The 17,881-nt window shown below is 64.1% G+C and carries 12 protein-coding genes; 5 read left to right on the top strand and 7 right to left on the bottom strand.

Going from position 1 to position 17,881, the window contains the following annotated elements; translation table 11 throughout:
* Positions 1-20: 20 nt before the first annotated feature.
* Together GSQ89_RS13055 and GSQ89_RS13050 are read right to left on the bottom strand one after the other, a co-directional pair.
* A complete protein-coding gene (locus GSQ89_RS13055; protein WP_158925747.1) occupies positions 21-1,073 on the bottom strand; it encodes an LLM class flavin-dependent oxidoreductase in 1,053 nt (350 codons plus the stop codon).
* An 84-nt stretch (positions 1,074-1,157) separates the two neighbouring features.
* Positions 1,158-2,216 carry a transglutaminase family protein gene (locus tag GSQ89_RS13050; RefSeq protein WP_216856147.1) on the bottom strand — a complete coding sequence of 353 codons (1,059 nt, stop codon included), beginning with the start codon at positions 2,214-2,216 and terminating at the stop codon, positions 1,158-1,160.
* A gap of 105 nt (positions 2,217-2,321) precedes the next feature.
* On the opposite strand from GSQ89_RS13050, the gene GSQ89_RS13045 reads away from it, so the two are divergent.
* From GSQ89_RS13045 to GSQ89_RS13035, 3 genes are read left to right on the top strand one after another with little or no spacing between them, the layout of a single operon-like run.
* On the top strand, positions 2,322-2,987 hold the full coding sequence (locus GSQ89_RS13045; protein WP_158925745.1) for an HAD family phosphatase: 666 nt from the start codon (positions 2,322-2,324) through the stop codon (positions 2,985-2,987).
* The gene (locus GSQ89_RS13040; protein WP_158925744.1) at positions 2,984-3,568 is read left to right on the top strand and encodes a histidine phosphatase family protein; all 585 of its coding nucleotides are present in this window, start codon (positions 2,984-2,986) and stop codon (positions 3,566-3,568) included. The genes GSQ89_RS13045 and GSQ89_RS13040 overlap by 4 nt, the downstream gene beginning before the upstream one ends.
* A 31-nt stretch (positions 3,569-3,599) precedes the next feature.
* Entirely contained in the window at positions 3,600-4,634 is a 1,035-nt protein-coding gene (locus tag GSQ89_RS13035; protein WP_216856146.1) for an aldose epimerase family protein, read from the top strand.
* A gap of 13 nt (positions 4,635-4,647) precedes the next feature.
* Here the strand turns inward: GSQ89_RS13035 and GSQ89_RS13030 are convergent, their stop codons facing one another.
* From GSQ89_RS13030 to GSQ89_RS13020, 3 genes are read right to left on the bottom strand one after another with little or no spacing between them, the layout of a single operon-like run.
* Positions 4,648-7,857, bottom strand: a complete 3,210-nt coding sequence (locus GSQ89_RS13030; protein ID WP_158925743.1) for an error-prone DNA polymerase — start codon at positions 7,855-7,857, stop codon at positions 4,648-4,650.
* A 5-nt stretch (positions 7,858-7,862) separates the two neighbouring features.
* Positions 7,863-9,242 carry a DNA polymerase Y family protein gene (locus GSQ89_RS13025; RefSeq protein ID WP_158925742.1) on the bottom strand — a complete coding sequence of 460 codons (1,380 nt, stop codon included), beginning with the start codon at positions 9,240-9,242 and terminating at the stop codon, positions 7,863-7,865.
* Entirely contained in the window at positions 9,181-9,972 is a 792-nt protein-coding gene (locus tag GSQ89_RS13020; RefSeq protein WP_216856145.1) for an ImuA family protein, read from the bottom strand. The genes GSQ89_RS13025 and GSQ89_RS13020 overlap by 62 nt, the downstream gene beginning before the upstream one ends.
* Positions 9,973-10,375: 403 nt before the next feature.
* Between GSQ89_RS13020 and GSQ89_RS13015 the strand changes: the two genes are divergently transcribed.
* The gene (locus tag GSQ89_RS13015; RefSeq protein ID WP_158925741.1) at positions 10,376-12,751 is read left to right on the top strand and encodes an ATP-binding protein; all 2,376 of its coding nucleotides are present in this window, start codon (positions 10,376-10,378) and stop codon (positions 12,749-12,751) included.
* Positions 12,752-12,871: 120 nt separating this feature from the next.
* A complete protein-coding gene (locus tag GSQ89_RS13010; RefSeq protein WP_216856144.1) occupies positions 12,872-16,336 on the top strand; it encodes an FAD-dependent oxidoreductase in 3,465 nt (1,154 codons plus the stop codon).
* Positions 16,337-16,396: 60 nt separating this feature from the next.
* On the opposite strand, the gene GSQ89_RS13005 is transcribed toward GSQ89_RS13010, so the two are convergent.
* Positions 16,397-16,942: a PleD family two-component system response regulator gene (locus tag GSQ89_RS13005; RefSeq protein WP_158925740.1), complete on the bottom strand. Its 546-nt coding sequence runs from the start codon at positions 16,940-16,942 to the stop codon at positions 16,397-16,399.
* Positions 16,943-17,042: 100 nt separating this feature from the next.
* Positions 17,043-17,881 (bottom strand): response regulator (locus tag GSQ89_RS13000; protein ID WP_216856143.1); only part of this gene is annotated, 839 nt, incomplete at its 5' end.

The following is a 17,881-nucleotide window of genomic DNA, read 5'->3' as shown; positions in this document are numbered from 1 at the left end:
TGGCACCTGTGGCGGCCGATCTAATCGCGCAGGTGTGGCATCACCTCACTGCACATCAGCCGTAGGGAGTTGACCACGCGATCATGCGGGATACGCATGCCACAGTTCATCTCCGCCAGGATGCCGGATAGACCCAGCGTCTCCTTCAGGGTGGCGAGACGGTCGACGACCATGGCGGGCGTGCCGACCACGATCTTGCTTTTCAGCGCCTCCTCATAGTCGATGGTCTGCAACCGCTGGCCGCGTTCGGCGCGGTTTTCGATCGCGCGGGCCCCTTCCATGACGGCGGAGGCCTCGATCCGCTCACCGAGGTATTTGTAGAAGAACATCACACTTTCGTGCGGTTCCTCACGCGCCTGCTTCTCGGTCGCGGCAATATAGACCGGGACGCGCAGATAGACCTTTCCCTCACCGGGATGCCCAGCGGCGGCCCAGGCCTCGCGGTAAACACGCAGGTTGGGCACCAGTTCGTTCAGGTCGCCGAGGCGCGTGGCGACGAAGATCGGCATGCCGGCTTCGCCCGACTGCTGGAAGGTGTCGGGACTGTTCACGGCGATCCGCAGTTCCGGATACGGCGCCTGGTATGGTTTCGGTACCAGGCAGACGTCGTCGAAGTTGTAGAACTGGCCGTGGAACGAAAATTTTTCCTGCGTCCAGGCACGTTTGAGGATTTCCAGCACCTCGGCGAACCGTTCCCGACTTTCGGCGTAGGAGATGCCATAGGCCTGGTAGGTGCGGGGAAAGCCGCTTCGACCGACACCGAAGATCAGCCGGCCGTGGCTGATGTGGTCGACTGTGGTGGCTTCCTCGGCGATGCGCAGCGGGTGGCACAGCGGCAGCACCTGCACGGCGATGCCGATCTTCATGCGCTTGGTCCGCGTGGCGATGGCACTGGCGATGCTCAGCGGCGCGGCCAGAACAGATCGTTCAGGCGCGGTATGCAGTTCCGCCAGCCACATGACATCAAGGCCGGCAGCCTCCGCCTCATCCACCTGCTCGAACGATTCCGAGAAGGCTTCCGCCTCGGTCTGGCCCGGCCGGCGTTGAAATTCGTGGAACATGCCGAATTCCATGGTTCATCGTCTCCCTGTTTGCGGACAGCGTCGGCCGGTTTGTGGAATTCGGCAAGAGCGGGCGGGTTTGTATCGAATTGTTGCTTAAGCAGCCGTCACTTCGCGCGATGTAATTTCGTAACGAAAACGAGCCGGGTCCAGGCAATCGGGCTGGCCGTTTGTGGTGAAGGCGCAAGGATACATCAGGAATGCGAAGTTCGGTGTCCGCTTCCCCGCATCCGGCAATTCGATGTCGGTCGCGCTGTTGTAACCAACCCAGTTCATCTCCCAGCTTCCGAACAGCCGTTCGCGCAAGGCTTTCACCTCTGGACTGTCAATGCTCAGCTTGCCTTCCAGCACCACCTTGCGGACATCGGCCGGATCGACCGGGAACCAGCCCGCATCTTCCAGAAAAACTTCGGCCCGGCAATGCTGCGCCTTGGAGATATCGCCGCTTTTGCCGATCGACGGGAACTGCCGGGAATCAGCCACGCGGATGCCGTAGACATCCCGAGCCGGGAAACCGGCCGCGCGAGCGAGACCGACCATCAGGCCGTTGATGTCGGCGCATTTGCCGCCGAAATGATTGGTCGCCAGCATTTGCTTGAAGTCGCCGGTGCCGCAGCCCGGAGTCTCCGGGTTACGCCACGTGGTGTCCACGACCCAATCGTAGATGGCCCGCAGCCGGGCACGCGGCGTGGCATGGCCGGCGGTGATCTTGTCCGCCGTTTCCCGCACGATTCCGTCCGTGGGAACCGTCGGCAGGGACGCGGTCCAGAAATCCCGGTCCGCCTTCGTCAGCGCGGCCAGCGGGATGGCACCCCGGTCGCGTGTGGCGACGGTTTGCACGACCTGGACCTGCTGCTGCGTCGCGGTGCTGTCCCATGTCGTCCGCAGGATCGCCGCGCCATACCGGTCATCGCGCACCACCGCGGTTTGGCGGTTGCCCTGTATCTCCAGGCCGCGCGCCGCCTGATAACCGCCCGCGGTCTGTGCCAGCGGCAGCCAAAGCTGGGCAGCGCCAGGGGAGTCGAGCAACGTAACGCGCGTGGTAATCTCGAAGCGCCGCCATCCCGGAGATGCCGGTGCTTCAGCCGCGGTGGCGCGGAAAGCCGGCGCCAAAGAGGCAGCGAAAGCCGAAGAAAGGAGGATGCGACGTTCCACTGAGATGATCCTTCCGGAAAAACATGGCATTCCGACCGCGAATCCGGTGATTTTGCAAGCTGACCACGGATCATGGATAACACGCCCACACTACGGCGGACGACAATGCTCGGATTCATCTTCGATTTCGACGGCGTGATCGCTGATAGTGAGGCGCTGGCAAACACGGTCCTCGCGGAGGCCGTCAGCCTTCTCGGCCAGCCGACCACACTGGATGATGCCTTAACCCGTTACATGGGCAAGCGCTGGCAGGATATGGTTGCCTCCATCGAGGATGGTATCGGCCGCCCGGTGCCGGATGATTTCTCAGACGATCTGAAGATGGCGATACTAGCGCGCTTCCGTACAGACCTGCGTGAGGTCGCCGGTGCATCAGCGTTCATCCAGCGTTTTGCTTCAGTTCCGCGTTGCATCGCATCATCCGGCTCGCAAGACCGGTTGCGGCTGTGTCTGGACGTGCTGGGGCTGACCGATACGTTCGGCGACAACGTCTTCAGTGCGGACATGGTGACCCGCGGCAAGCCGCATCCGGATATTTTCCTGCTGGCGGCGGAACGGATCGGCGTCGCTCCGGCGGATTGCCTGGTCGTCGAGGACAGCGTCAGCGGCGTGCGTGCCGGTGTGGCGGCCGGGATGACGGTGATCGGTTTGTGCGCCGGATCCCACCTGCGGGACGGCCACGCGGATCGGATGTTGCAGGCCGGCGCGGCCTGTGCAGCCGGAACATGGGATGAGGTCGCTGCCATCGTGGAAACGCTGGTCCCGACATGACCTTACTCTACTTCATCACCCATCCGGACGTTCTGATCGATCCGAACGTTGCCGTCCCCGACTGGGCGCTGTCCCCGCGTGGCCGAGACCGGATGCAGGCGATGCTCGCGCAACCCTGGGTGCCGACCCTCGGCGCGGTCTGGTGCAGCACGGAACGCAAGGCGATCGATGGTGCAACGATTATCGCCGACGCCATCGGCACGATCCCGCACCTGCTCGCTGCCTTGGGCGAAAATGACCGCTCATCCACCGGCTACCTGCCCAAAGCCGAATTCGAGGCGACAGCCGATGCATTCTTTGCCCACCCGCACGACAGCGTTCAGGGCTGGGAGACTGCCATCGACGCCCAACGCCGGATCGTGACGGCGATTGCGACCGTCCTGGCCGAAGCCCCGGCCAATCAAGATATTGCAGTCATGTCCCATGGCGGGGTCGGCACGTTGCTGCTCTGCTATCTGAAACAGCGCATGATCAGCCGAACGGAGGACCAACCGGACACCAACGGCGGCAATTATTATTGTTTTGATATAGATATATATTTATTGCGCCATGGTTGGGCGCCGATCGACGTGATACAGTAATTTCTTATCCCTCCGAACAGGAGCAACGATGATGACAGCCCTGCCCTCCGAACCCTTTGGCCAATTGCCGGACGGGCGTGCCGCGACGCTGTTCACGCTGGAGAACGACCGTCTTCGCGTACGTATCACCGATTTCGGCGGCCGTATGGTCAGCATCGAGGCGCCCGACCGGGACGGCCACCGCGACCATGTCCTGCTGGGATTTGCCGATGTCGCCGCCTATGCCGACTACGGCGGCTCCTTCGGCTGCCTGCTCGGGCGCTATGCCAACCGGATCGCGGGCGCCGCCTTCACCCTAGATGGCCACACCTTCCCGCTGTCGAAAAACAGCGGTGACCTTACGCTGCATGGCGGCGCGTTGGGCTTCAACCGGGTGTTCTGGACGGTGGCGAGCGCCACGGACGCGACGCTGGTTCTGACTCACGTCAGCCCCGATGGCGACCAGGGTTTTCCGGGTGAGGTCACCGTCCAGGCAACCTATCGGCTCGACGCGGATTCGCTGTCGCTGACGCTTGAGGCGCGGACGACCAAACCGACCGTCATCAACCTGAGCGCACATCCCTATTTCAACCTCGGCGGCCCCACCCGCGGTGACGTGCTTGGCCATGAGGTGACCATCGCGGCCAAGGCCTTCCTTCCCACGGACGCCGCGCAGCTTCCCTTCGGGGAGATCCGCCCGGTCGCCGGCACGCCGTTCGACTTCCGGACGCCGGCATTGCTGGGGGCTCGGATCAGGCAGCCCGACCCGCAGTTGTATCATGGTTTGGGCTATGATCATTGTTTTGTTTTGGGAACCGATGGTCCAGCCATCCGGGTCCACGATCCGGTAAGCGGGCGAGTGCTGGAAATCCATACCGATCAGCCAGGCATTCAGGTGTACACAGGAAATAAGTTAACCGGCACATTCGCCGGACATGGCGGCGTGGTGTATCGCCAATCCGCCGGCCTGGCGCTGGAACCGCAGGATTTTCCGGACGCACCGCATCACGGGAATTTTCCATCCACCACGCTTCGACCGGGGGAAGTCTACCGGCGGATGATCCGCTATCGTTTCGGTACGGCATAGCCGCATCACGGACCTAGCGGAAATCCCGCGTCGGCACCTTGATTCCCTTTTCATGGCGGAACACCCGCACATGGATATCGCGGCCGCGGACGATTTTCGGCTCGCGCGTATCCAGTACGCCGTCGAGCCGGGAATCGTCGCCACGGCCATGCGGGAAACAGAATGGTTCGCCCCGTTGCCCCACGTCGCGCAGCAGGCCGGATAGATCGGTCAGATGTTCGGCGACCACATGGACTACCTCGCCGGCTCGCTGCAACTTGCCGCGGCAGGCGATCATGCTGGCCGACAGGATCAGGGATCGCTGCGCCTCAAACACCGAAGGCCATAGGATCAGGTTGGCGTGCCCGGTTTCGTCCTCGATGGTGACGAACAGCACGCCGCGGGCACTGCCCGGCCGTTGCCGGACCAGGATGATACCGGCCACCTCCAGCCGTGTGCCGTCGCGAGTCGTTGCGAGATCGGCGCACCGGACGATCCTCCGTTCGGCCAGATCATGCCGCAGAAAACTGACGGGATGGCTGCGCAGGCTGAGGCCGACGCTGCGGTAATCCTCCACCACCTGCCGCCCGGCGGTCATCGCCGCCAATGCCACGGCCGGTTCGGGATCGGGTTCGGCCGGCACGGTGTCGAACAATGGCAACCGCGTGTCCGACAGACCCCGGATGGTCCACAACGCCTGCCGTCGATCCAAACCGAGGGTCTGGAATGCATCCGCCTCCGCCAGCCGCTCCAGCGCCGCGACCGGGATGCGCAGCCGGCGCCACATATCCTCGATCGAGCGGTATCCCGCACCACGATGCTTGATCATTTCGTCCGCATGCGCCGAGGCCAGCCCCTTCGCCATCCGCAAGCCAAGCCGGACGGCCGTCCCTTCCAACGTGCAATCCCACATCGATTCGTTCACCGAGACCGGCCGGACTTCCACCTCGTGCGCTCGAGCGTCACGGACGATCTGGGCGGGGGCATAGAAGCCCATGGGTTGGGCGTTCAGCAGGGCACAACAGAACACGTCCGGATGGTGGCGCTTCATCCATGACGACGCATAAGCGATCAGCGCGAAACTCGCGGCATGACTTTCCGGAAAGCCATAACTGCCGAAACCCGCGATCTGCGAGAACAGTTTATTGGCAAATTCCTCCGTATAATCATTAGCAATCATGCCAGCGATCAGCTTCTCCTTGAAATGCTTGACGCCCCCAGTCATCTTGAACGTCGCCATGCTGCGACGCAGCGCATCGGCTTCAGTGGCCGTGAAGCCGGCGCAAACAATCGCCACATGCATCGCCTGCTCCTGGAACAGCGGAATGCCAAGCGTCTCCCCCAGTACCTTTTTCAATTCAGGTTTGGGATAATCCTCTTCCTCCAGCCCATCCCGCCGTCGCAGATAAGGATGCACCATGTCACCCTGGATCGGTCCCGGCCGCACGATCGCAATCTGGATCACCAAATCATAGAATTTCCTCGGCTTCAGCCGAGGCAGCATCGACATTTGCGCTCGAGATTCGATCTGGAACGTGCCCAGCGTATCAGCCTTACAGATCATCTCGTAGGTCGCAGGATCTTCTTTGGGCGTGCTCGCCATATCCAGACGCCGACTAATCTTTTTCTCCAACAGATCGAAGGCCCGCCGCATGCAACCCAGCATGCCCAGCCCCAACACATCGACCTTCATGAAACGCAGATGCTCGATGTCATCCTTGTCCCACTCAATCACCTGACGTTTGTCCATACGCGCCGGCTCGATCGGCACCAGTTCATCTAACCGATCTTCTGTCAGAACGAATCCGCCAGGATGCTGTGACATATGCCGGGGAAACCCGATCAATGTACGGGCCAGGCCCAAAGCCAGCCGCAGCCGCCGGTCCTCCATGTCGAGGCTCAACGCCGCTGCCTGTTCCTCGGCAACGCCTTCCTCACTCCAACTCCACACCTGGGTCGCCAGCGCGCTGATCACATCCTCCGGCAGACCCAGCGCTTTCCCGACATCGCGCATCGCCCCACGTCCACGATAACGGATGATCGTCGCGCACAACGCCGCCCGTTCGCGGCCGTAGGTTTCATAGATCCATTGAATGACCTCCTCCCGCCGCTCATGCTCGAAATCGACATCGATATCTGGCGGTTCATGCCGTTCGGCACTGATGAAACGTTCAAACAGCAGATTACTCCGGGTCGGGTCTAATTCGGTGATGCGCAAGACAAAACACACCGCCGAATTGGCCGCCGAACCGCGCCCCTGGCACAGAATGTCCCTGGATCGCGCGAACCGCACGATACTTTCCACCGTCAGGAAATACGGCGCGTATTCCAGGCTGCCGATCAGATCGAGTTCATGACGAAGCTGCCGAACCACCTCATCAGGAACGTGCGCCCCATAGCGCCATTCCGCTCCCTCCCATGTCAACTGTTCCAGCGTCCGCTGCGCGGTCATGCCAGGACTGTGGACCTCATGCGGATACTGATAGCGCAGTTCATCCAGACTGAACTGGCAACGATTCACGATTTCATGCGTCCGCACGACAGCGTCAACATGCCGGGCAAACAGCCTCGCCATCTCCTCCGGAGATTGAAGGTACCGCACCACGGACCGTTCCCGCCGATAACCGAGGTCATCGATCGTGCAGCCCTCGCGGATACAGGTCAGCACGTCCTGCAAAATCCGCCGCCCGGGGGCATGGTACAACACGTCGTTGGTGGCAACGACCGGCACATCCAGCATCCCCGCTGTATCGGTGATCGTCCGTAACCGTACCGCATCGTTCGGCCGGTGCATCAGCGTCAGCGCAACATACCCCCGATCGCCGAAATCTTCCTTCAAACGCCGGATATTCGCCTCATTCGGATCGGAGCAGAGAATACCGATCAGCCCCTCCGCCGCCGCAGCCAGATCCGGCCAGTATAACGTGCATTTCCCCTTGCCGGCCCGCTCCTTTCCCACTGTCAGCAGCCGCGTCAGCCGAGAATATCCCGCGCGATCCATCGGATACACCAGCACCGACGGCCCATCTGCCAAATCCAGCCGACAACCAACGATTAACCGTAACCCCGCCTGCTTGGCGCGGTGATGCGCCCGCGCGATACCGGCCAATGTGTTCCGATCGGTAACGGCAAGCGCCTGCATACCCAGGACAGACGCGCAGGCAAACAGTTCCTCAACACGCGAGGCACCACGCAGAAAACTGTACTCCGTCGTAACCTGCAATTCTGTATAGTCATCTGTCATGCCGATCAAAAAACCCCATGCAGGAACCAGCGCATGTCGCCGGTTTCCAAATCGCTGCCATTGCCGCGCCGGAACAGCCAGAAGCGGCGGCCGTCTTCGTCCTCCACTCGAAAATAATCACGCACGGACGACCATTCCCGGTCGCGCTTCCACCATTCTCCGGCGATGCGTTCGGGACCATCGGCATGACGCACAAGGTGTCGCACCCGCCGCCAGGTGAACGCGACCGGCGGGTGATCCGGCAGCAGCGCCATCGCATCGATCGGCTGCGGCGGATCAAGCAGCCGCACCGGCCGCGGCAGATCCGCCGGCCAGCCGCCGGCGGCACGCGAAAGCGCCGGCACACGACGCACGGATCGTTCCGGCACATCGCTCTCGACCGGGGCGATGCGATAGATCCGAGCCTCGCCCAGACGGTTGGAGAGACGATCCACCAACGGAGCGATATCGAGGGACGCTTCCTCCGCCAGAGACGACACCGTCTGCACGAAACCCAATGGATCGGCGACGGCGACGGCCAGGCGCATTGCCTCCACCCCCAGGCCGGGATCGACACGTTCCAAACGCTCATCCAGCATGCGGCCCAGGTGACGTGCATCACGCACCGGCCGGGCGGTGCCGATACGGATGGCCTGCACCGATCCGTCCACACGTTCGAACAACAGATCCAGCCGGCGCGCGCCCTGCCCGGCCCGCTCCAGATCGCCGCAAACCATGCCGACCAGCCTGACGATGACGGTGGAAAAGGCATCCGCGGTCAGCAGCGGTTCGACAAATGTCAGCCTCGCCTGGATCAGCGAGGGGGGCACGACCGGGACGATCGGTTCGAACACGATCCCCGCCGCCTGATCCAACCGGAGTGCCAGCAGCGCCCCAAACCGCCGCACCAACGGCGCGCGGGCCGCGGCGGCCAGGGGACCGATCCGCTCAAACCCCATCAGCCGCAGGCTTGCCAGGACATCGGCGGGCAGGCGCAACGCCTCGATCGGAAAATCCGCCATGACGTCCGCGCCTGGCGGGACCACGCCGCCACCGCCAAAGCGGGCCACCGCATGGGCGACAGCCGGGGTATCGGCGACGGCGGCATAAGCCGGCATGTTCAGCCGACGCAGCAGATCGCGCAGCAGCCTCGTCTCCCCGCCATGCAAATGCGTGCTGCCGGTGACGTCGATCCAAAGACCATCCGGCGGATCGGGCGCAACCAGCGGCGCATAGCGCAGGCACCATTCCGCCAGGGTCGCCAAGGGAAGGCCAGGGCTCTCCCCTGGACCCGCAAAGGGGCCGTGGCCCTTGGCGGGGTTCGGGGCGGCGCCCCGACCTTCCTCAGGCTGCCCTAACGGATCGACCGTCGGTGTCGGAAACCAGACCGAGACGACCCGTCGCATCGCAAGCCTCCACGATCCACGACCCCGGTTCACCACCGCGGCATCGTGTCAGATCCAGCCTCCACCAAGCACGCCCCAGCCCTGGCGTATCCGGCGCGTGCGGCAAAGCCGGGGGTGAGGGCAATGCGGCGATTCGCCAGCTTGTGACGGCGGCGGTTGGTTCGCTCAACGCCGGATCGTCGAAGCTGGGGCTGCGGCGGAGCAGGATCGCCAGGATGCCGGACTGCTCCGCCGCCAGTTGCAGCCGGCGGGAAGCAACCATGCTCAACCGCCCGGTGTGTTCGGCCACCACGGCGGCAAGGCCGGAATGGCGCAAGCCTTCTTCCATGATGGACAGCACATCCTTGCCGGCCTCGACGAACACGATCCGGTCCGGCTGCAACCCGGCGCCGGTCAGGCCGGGGGCGAATAGATCGGCCTGCCGCAGCACCCACAAGATGGGGCCGTTCAGCCTGGCCAGGATGCCGGCGGCGAACAGGGTGGCGGCGGCGGCATGTTCCGTGTCGGGTCCGGCCGAGGCGGCTTCATGCAGCGCACCCGGGCGGATACCGCCCGTGGGCAGCACCTGGTCGATCGCCTCGATCCCCAGGGGCAGCGACTGTTCCACGGGACCCCGGGCATGGATGCGCTCGATCCGGGCGATGCGCTGCCGCAGCAGGACGATCGCCTGTGATGGCACGGCCGGCGGAGTCACCACGGGCTTGTCGGGAATGGCAAGGGTTGTGAACATAATGGGAACATAAGACCGGACCGATCATCGAGTCGAGTCCCTTCGCAGCGAAAATCTCACAGCCGTCGCCACGGCCTGTTCCAGGTCAACGCCGAAGCCGAGCAGGCTCGGTCGGAGAACGCGGCGCGCAAATGTCACCAATACAGTCCAGGAACATAAAATCCGCACCAGCTTCATGCGGCAGGGTATCCAATCCGTCCCGCTGCGCCTTCCTTCGGTTCAACGCCGAAACACTGGCCATGCCGAACACCGCGCCGCGGTAAGGACGGCACTGGCGGGTAAATCGACAACAACCCGCCGTGGCAGAATCATCCCGTCCGAAAGCATATTGATTGTTCGATCAGTTGGCTTTTTACATATAATCGAACGCGCGCGACAAAAGCGACTGACGGCAGAAAGCAAAATGTCACCGGCCAACCAAGCCAGCGGTTCCAACGAGACTCCCCCGTTGCCGCAAGCGGGTTTCGTCGCTCGCTTCTGCGACCGGTTCAGGTTCGGCCTGCGCCTGCATCATCTTCTGTTCATCGCCTTCACCATCATCGCCGGCGCGCCGATCGTCGTTCTCGCTATGTGGGAGGGGAACAGCGCTTTTCAGAATGAACTCGACTCCGTTCACGAACGGCATCTTCTGGTCGCCCGCAACCTGACCGTCACCATGTCGCGCTACGTCAAGGATGTGAAAGCAGTCTTCGGGCTGGTTTTCGAAAGCGGCGCTCTCAACCATCCGGTCGCGGGCCTGACCGACTTGCTGATGTCGCTGAACGTGGTCCATGTCTGCCTTCTGGCACCGGACGGAACGCTGGAAGCCGAGATCAAAGGACTGTCCCGCGACCCAATCGCAAGCCTGCCCGCACCGCTGCTGATGGACCTCCGCAGGTTGGCCGACAGCGCTCATAGCCAGATCGCCATCAGCAACCTGTACCACGACCCGTCGGGCATGCCGGTCTTCTACCTTGTCAAGCAGCTTCCCGCCGGTCGTCTTGGCCTTGGTGTTTTTACCACCAGCTACCTTGTCTCAATCCAGCAGGCGATCACGTTCGGCGATCACGGCCATGCCGTCATCGTGGATGCCAAGGGACAAGTGATCGCCCATCCGCTCAAGGACTGGGTCGCGGCGTCGCGCGATATGGCCGGCACGCCGGTGGTCGACGCGATGATGCGGGGCGAAACCGGCGTTGGGCAATTCTCCTCGCCCGCGTTCAATGGCGACATGATCGCGGGGTATGCGGTCGTGCCGGAAACCGGCTGGGGTGTCATGGTGCCGCAGCCGATCAGCGAACTGCGCCGCCGCGCGGACCAGGTAAATGAGGCGGCAACGGTGATCGCCCTGGTGTCGTTCGGCGGTGCCGCGCTCATGGCCTGGCTGCTCGTGCTATATCTGGCGCGCCCGGTTCGCAGCATCGCCGCCACCGCCGAAGCCGTTCTGAACGGCAACGACGAAATCTCCGTGCCGGCATTCCACGGCTTGGTCCCATTCGAAATCCGCCGCCTCGGGGCCGCGTTCAATACCATGCTGGACAGCCAGCGCCGGCGCGCCGCCGAGACGCACCAGGCCTTGCTGCAGGCAGAGAACTCCAACACCGCCAAGAGCCAGTTCCTCGCCAACATCAGCCACGAGATTCGCACGCCGATGAATGGCGTGGTCGGCATGATCGAGTTGATGAAGCTCACCAACCTGTCGTCGACCCAACGGCGCTATGTGGAAACGGCGACGCAATCCAGCCAATCGCTGCTGCGGCTGATCGACGATATCCTGGACCTGTCGCGCATCGAGGTCGGGCGGCTGGAACTGGAGAATGCGCCGTTCCATCTGCCGTCGCTGATCCACGATATCCGAATGCTGTTCGCCGACCAGGCCCGAACCAAGGGCCTGACGCTGTGGGCCTCGGTTCCGGACGCGCTGAACGTCATGCTGATGGGCGACAGGCACCGCCTGCTGCAGATCCTGGCGAATCTGGTCAGCAACGCGCTGAAGTTCACCTCGGACGGCACCATTACGCTGCGCGGCATGATCGAGCGGGGAGTCGGTACGACCCTGCGCATCCGCTTCGAAGTGTCGGACACCGGTATCGGCATTCCTGCCAACCGGCAGGACATGATCTTCGACGCCTTCACCCAGGCCGACAGCTCCATGACCCGCCGTTATGGCGGCACCGGTCTTGGCCTGTCGATCGCCCGCCAGCTTTGCCACATGATGGACGGCGATATCGGCGTGGAAAGCGTCGTCGGGGTCGGTTCGACCTTCTGGTTCACCGTGCTGTTGGAACACAAGGCGGACGCCGCATTGCCACCCACGCTGACCACCACCGTCCCGGATGGGCGAACGGAACCATCGGCGTTCATATCCCCCGCCAGCCGCGAATTCCGCGCGGCGCTGGAACGAGCCGGCCGGCATGCGGTGTCGATCCTGCTGGTCGAGGACAACGCGGCCAACATGCGGGTGACCCAGGCGCTGCTGGAGACACTGGGATGCCGCGTCACGCAGGCCCACAATGGGCTGGAGGCCGTCGACCTCTATCGCGGCAACGCATTCGACATGGTGCTGATGGATTGCCAGATGCCGGAAATGGACGGCTACGAAGCCACCCGAGCCATCCGCCAGATCGAAGGGTTCCAGAACCGGCGCACCCCGATCGTCGCGCTGACGGCGCATGCCATGGAAGGCAGCCGTGAGGCGAGCCTGGAAAGCGGCATGGACGACCAGATCACCAAGCCGCTGACCATGGCGACGCTGACCGGCAAACTGCTGGAATGGCTCATTCCGGCCGAGGCGTCGTAAGGCCGGGGCATCGCAGGGTCGGGCGTTGGCCCCAACTTACCTCAACCCTGCCCCCGGGACATGAAGGTTGCCTGACCCTGCCGCCTGTGGCATCCGCAGCGCTTCATTGAAAGTGGTCCTGTGACTGGTTCCGACGCTCCACGACTAGGTTTTGGGTTCGATTTCGCCGATCTTGCGACCCGCGATGGGCTGATCCGTCTGGACCAGCGCTTCCTTGCGGACCTGGCGGAACAGGACGCGCCATTGCACCAGCGCCTGCTGGCGGCTCGGGCGGCGTCGCATGATGTCACCAGCCGCGATGAGTCCGATCTGGTCGTCGCGCTGGGTCCCCATCTGGATGCGTTCGTCGCCGCGCTGTTCGGGATCGAGGCGGAAACCGGGGCATTGACGCGGCAGACCTTGGCGCTCGACCCGATCCATGCCTGCAAGCGGCTGTTCGTGCAGCGGCAGGCGGTGAAGAAATACGCCGACCCCACCGGATTCGATGGACCCGCCCTGCGCACGGCGCTGGAAGTTCGTATGGGTTCGGCGCTGACCGAACGCGGGTTCGCCACGCATGTGACGGCCTGGGAAAACGACGCCGAGGCGTTGGATGAGGCGCTGCGGTATGCCGCCTGGGCGACACTGACGCCAGAGGGACAGGCATTCCACCGCGGCGGAACGCTGTTCCGGGTGCCTCACCGGGTAGACCCCCAGCATCTGGTGCCGGTGGAGACGATCGAGCGCGACGGCGTGACCATGCTGCGGCTGCCGGAGCATGACTGGCGGCATCGTGAGGGGTTCGCGCTGACCGATCACGGCATGAACACGCAGCAGGCGCTGGACCAGGTGAACTACTGCATCTGGTGCCACACCCAAGGGAAAGATTCTTGTAGCACCGGCCTGAAGGACCGTAAGACCGGCGCATTCCAGAAATCGGTGTTCGGGGTGACCCTGGCGGGCTGTCCGCTGGATGAGAAGATCTCCGAGATGCACACGCTGCGCGCCGCCGGCCATGTGCTGGGGGCCTTCGCGACAATCGCCATCGACAACCCGATGATGGCGGCGACCGGTCATCGCATCTGCAATGACTGCATGAAGGCCTGCATCTACCAGAAGCAGGAGGCGGTCGATATTCCGCAGGCGGAAACCAGCATCCTGAAAGACGTGCTGGCGCTGCCCTGGGGTTTCGAGATCTACGCCCTTCTGACACGCTGGAATCCGCTGGACATTCGCCGCCCGCTGCCTCGCCCGGACAGTTCCCGGAAAGTGCTGATCGTCGGCCTCGGCCCAGCCGGGTTCACCCTGGCGCACCATCTGATGAACGACGGCCATACCATCGTCGCCGTCGACGGATTGAAGATCGAGCCGTTGAATTTCGATGTGTCGGCGCCGATCCGGGACGTAGAGACGATTTTCGAAAACCTCGACGACCGAGTCATGGCCGGGTTCGGTGGCGTCGCCGAGTACGGAATCACCGTCCGATGGAACAAGAACTACCTGAAAGTGGTGCGGTTGCTGCTGGAGCGGCGGGCCGACAAATTCGCGCATTTTGGCGGCATCCGCTTTGGCGGTGGCGCGACGCTGTCGATGGACGATGCCTGGGCGATGGGCTTCGACCACATCGCCCTGTGCATGGGGGCGGGCAAGCCAACCGTGCTGGATATCCCAAACGGGCTGGCCAGGGGGGTTCGTCAAGCCTCCGACTTCCTGATGGCGCTGCAACTGACCGGGGCAGCGAAGGAATCCTCGATCGCGAACCTGCAGCTTCGTTTGCCCGTGGTGATCATCGGCGGCGGGCTGACGGCCATCGACACCGCGACGGAGAGCCTCGCCTATTACGTCCGGCAGGTGGAGAAGTTTGCCCTGCGCTATCGGATATTGGTGGCCGACAAGGGTGAAACGGCGGTGCGTGCCCGCTGGACGGCGGAAGAAGCCGAAACCGCCGACGAATTCCTGGCCCATGCCGCCGCCATTCGCACCGAACGGGATGCGGCTGCGGCGGAAGGTCGCCCCCCGGCCCTGGCCGCCCTGCTGGATCGCTGGGGCGGCGCGACCATCGCCTACCGCCGCCGGCTGGTGGATAGCCCGTCCTACACGCTGAACCACGAGGAAGTGGCGAAGGCATTGGAGGAGGCGGTTCGCTTCGCCGAGGGCCTGACTCCGATGGCAGTGGAAACCGACCCGTTCGGCCATGCGGCGGGGCTGCGGGTGAAGCGTGCCGACGGAACCGAGGCAACCCTGCCCGCCCGCGCCATCCTGGTCGCCGCCGGCACCCAGCCCAACACGGTTCTGGCGCGCGAGGATCATCGTATCCAACTGGATGGCCGCTACTTCCAGGCGGTCGACGAGAACGGGGCGAAGGTCGAACCGGTTCGTGGCCTGGCCAAGCCCGATCAGGCGCAGGTGTTGATGCACCGGGCCGAGAACGGCCGCTTCATCAGCTTCTTCGGCGACCTGCACCCCAGCTTCTTCGGCAACGTGGTGAAAGCGATGGGTGGCGCCAAACGCGGCTATCCCGTCGTGTCGCGCGCTTTGGCCGCGCAGCCCGCCACGCCGGTGACGGGTGTCGATCTAATCGCCGTGGCGCGCGACAGCCTGACTGCCACGGTACATGCCGTGCATCGCCTGACCCCCACCATCATCGAGGTGGTGGTCCGCGCCCCCGCCGCCGCCCGCGCCTTCCGTCCCGGCCAGTTTTACCGATTGCAGAACTTTGAAGTCCTGGCCGCGTATGATGACGAACCGAGGGTCGGGCGCACGCTGTTGAACATGGAAGGCTTGGCGATGACCGGCGCCTGGACCGACCCGGCGGCCGGGCTGGTCAGCGTCATCGTGCTGGAGATGGGAGGCAGTTCCGACCTGTGCGCCACGCTGCGGCCAGGCGAGCCGGTGATCCTGATGGGACCGACCGGATCCCCCACCGAGATCCATGCGGGCGGCACGGTCGCGCTGGTCGGCGGCGGCCTGGGCAACGCGGTGCTGTTCTCGATCGGCGCGGCCACCCGAGCGGCGGGGTCGAAGGTGATCTACTTCGCCGGCTACAAGGCGATCCGCGACCGCTACAAGCTTTCCGACATCGAACGCGCCGCCGACGTCATCGTCTGGTGCTGCGATGAGGCGCCTGGCTTCGCACCGAATCCCGAACGGCCACAGGACCGCACGTTCGTCGGCAATATCGTGCAGGCCATGGCAGCTTACGGGTCCGGCACGTTGGGTCGGCAAGCGGTCCCCCTGGCCGACGCGGACCATATGATCGTCATTGGCTCCGACCGCATGATGCAAGCCGTCGGTGCCGCTCGGCATGGCGTGCTGGCACCGTATCTGAAAGCCGGGCACAAAGCGATCGGGTCGATCAACTCCCCCATGCAATGCATGATGAAGGAGGTCTGCGCCCAGTGCCTGCAGTCTCAGATCGATCCGGAGACGGGAGAGCGGACGGTGGTGTTCTCCTGCTTCAACCAGGATCAGGCGCTGGACCGGGTGGATTTCCCGGCCCTGCATGAACGGCTGGGGCAGAACGGAACACAGGAGAAACTAACCGCGCAATGGATCGACCGCGCACTGCGGCGGCTGGCGATGCGGGTGGACGTGGCGGCGGAATAGGCCCCCCGGGCCCCGCGCGCGACGACGACCCAGAGACGGATGGTTTCGGGTCCCCCGGGTTTACGTGACTGGCCGCCGCGGGGGGATGATATGCGGTGACGGGTTGGATTGGCCGAGCGGCGGTAGTTCGGGACGATTCCATTCCGCCGGGGCGCCGGTCCGTTCGAACGTGTGGCCGACCAGCGGAGCGATCGCGTGCGCCCGGTTCGCCGCCCGGGAGAGCGCCTTCTGCGCGGTGACGTCGATGCCGAGATAGGGCGACAGCGCCTGAAGCAGCAGGGCCGGCTGGAACGGCTTGGCGAGAAACATCGTGGCGCCAACGCGTTCGGCGGCGTGACGCGCCCGCTCTCCATCATAGACCGACAGCACGACGATCGGGGTGTCTCGGTACTGGGGCATGTGGCGCAGCTTTTCGCAGACCAGCAGCCCGTTCAGGCGGGGCATGTTGAGATCGAGCAAGATCAGGTCGGCATGGACATCAATGGCGCAGGCGATGGTTTCCTCCCCGCAACTGGCCAGGAAGACGGTCTGGCCGATACCGACGAGGAGGGAGCGCAAGAGGCCTCGGATGATGACGTCGTTATCCGCTACAATGACGTTGGACATACTTGGCGCCTCTCCGATGGGGCGGAGTTATGATTAAGATACAGGCTTCCTCGTTATCGATAGAGCGGATTTGGCGGCCGGTGTGCGGGACCGGCGGCACTTAGGCGTCCGTGGCAACCAATGTGCGATCGTGAATCGTCTGCAGCGTGATCTCAAGCGCGGCACTTAAGCCGTCGGCCAAAGCGGGCGCCTCCGCCGCGCCGGCTTGTACCGCCCGCTCGAAACGGCGGCCCACCGCGGTCAGGCGCTCGAAGCCGAACATGCCGGCGCTACCCGCGATGGTGTGCGCCGCCTCGGCAAGTTCGTCGCCGGTGTGCACCAGGGCATCGGGTCCGCGCAATCCGCGCAAAAGGGCCTCCCCGCGTTCAGCGATTGCCTCCATGTAGGAGGCGACAGCCTCCGGCGCGAGGTAGAAAGCGGTGAGTTCGAACACCGTCGGGTTGAAGACCACCAGATCCGCGCCGATGACCGCCCCGGTCGACATGGTGGCCGGCGTGGTGGCGGCGCCAAGGCCCTCACCCCGCGGCGGCCTTGCCGTGGCGGCGCGCAGCACGGCCGTCAGCAGCGTGTCCGGACCGAACGGCTTGGGCAGGTGGCTGTCCATGCCTGCCTTGCGGCATTCCGCCACCTGTTCGGTGAAGGCCTGGGCAGTCAGCGCGACGATAGGCACGCGTCCACGTTCGCCGCCAAGGGCTCGTATGCGGCGTGTCGCCTCAAGCCCATCCATCTCCGGCATGCGCACGTCCATCAGGACGACGTCGAAGTCGATGGTGCCCACCGCCGCGATCGCCTCGGCGCCCCCTTCGACACAGGTGACCTTGTGACCGGCCGCGCGCAGGAAGGATCCGGCGATGTCGCGGTTCATGGCGACATCGTCCACGACCAGGACATGCAGGACAGGCGGGGTGTGCGCCGGCGCGTCGGCGGCGGGCGGTTCGG

Source organism: Acidisphaera sp. S103 (assembly GCF_009765975.1).
In the GTDB taxonomy this organism is placed as follows: Bacteria; Pseudomonadota; Alphaproteobacteria; order Acetobacterales; family Acetobacteraceae; genus Rhodopila.
Note: the sequence above shows the minus strand (reverse complement) of the source record. Positions and strands in the feature narration are given on the sequence as shown.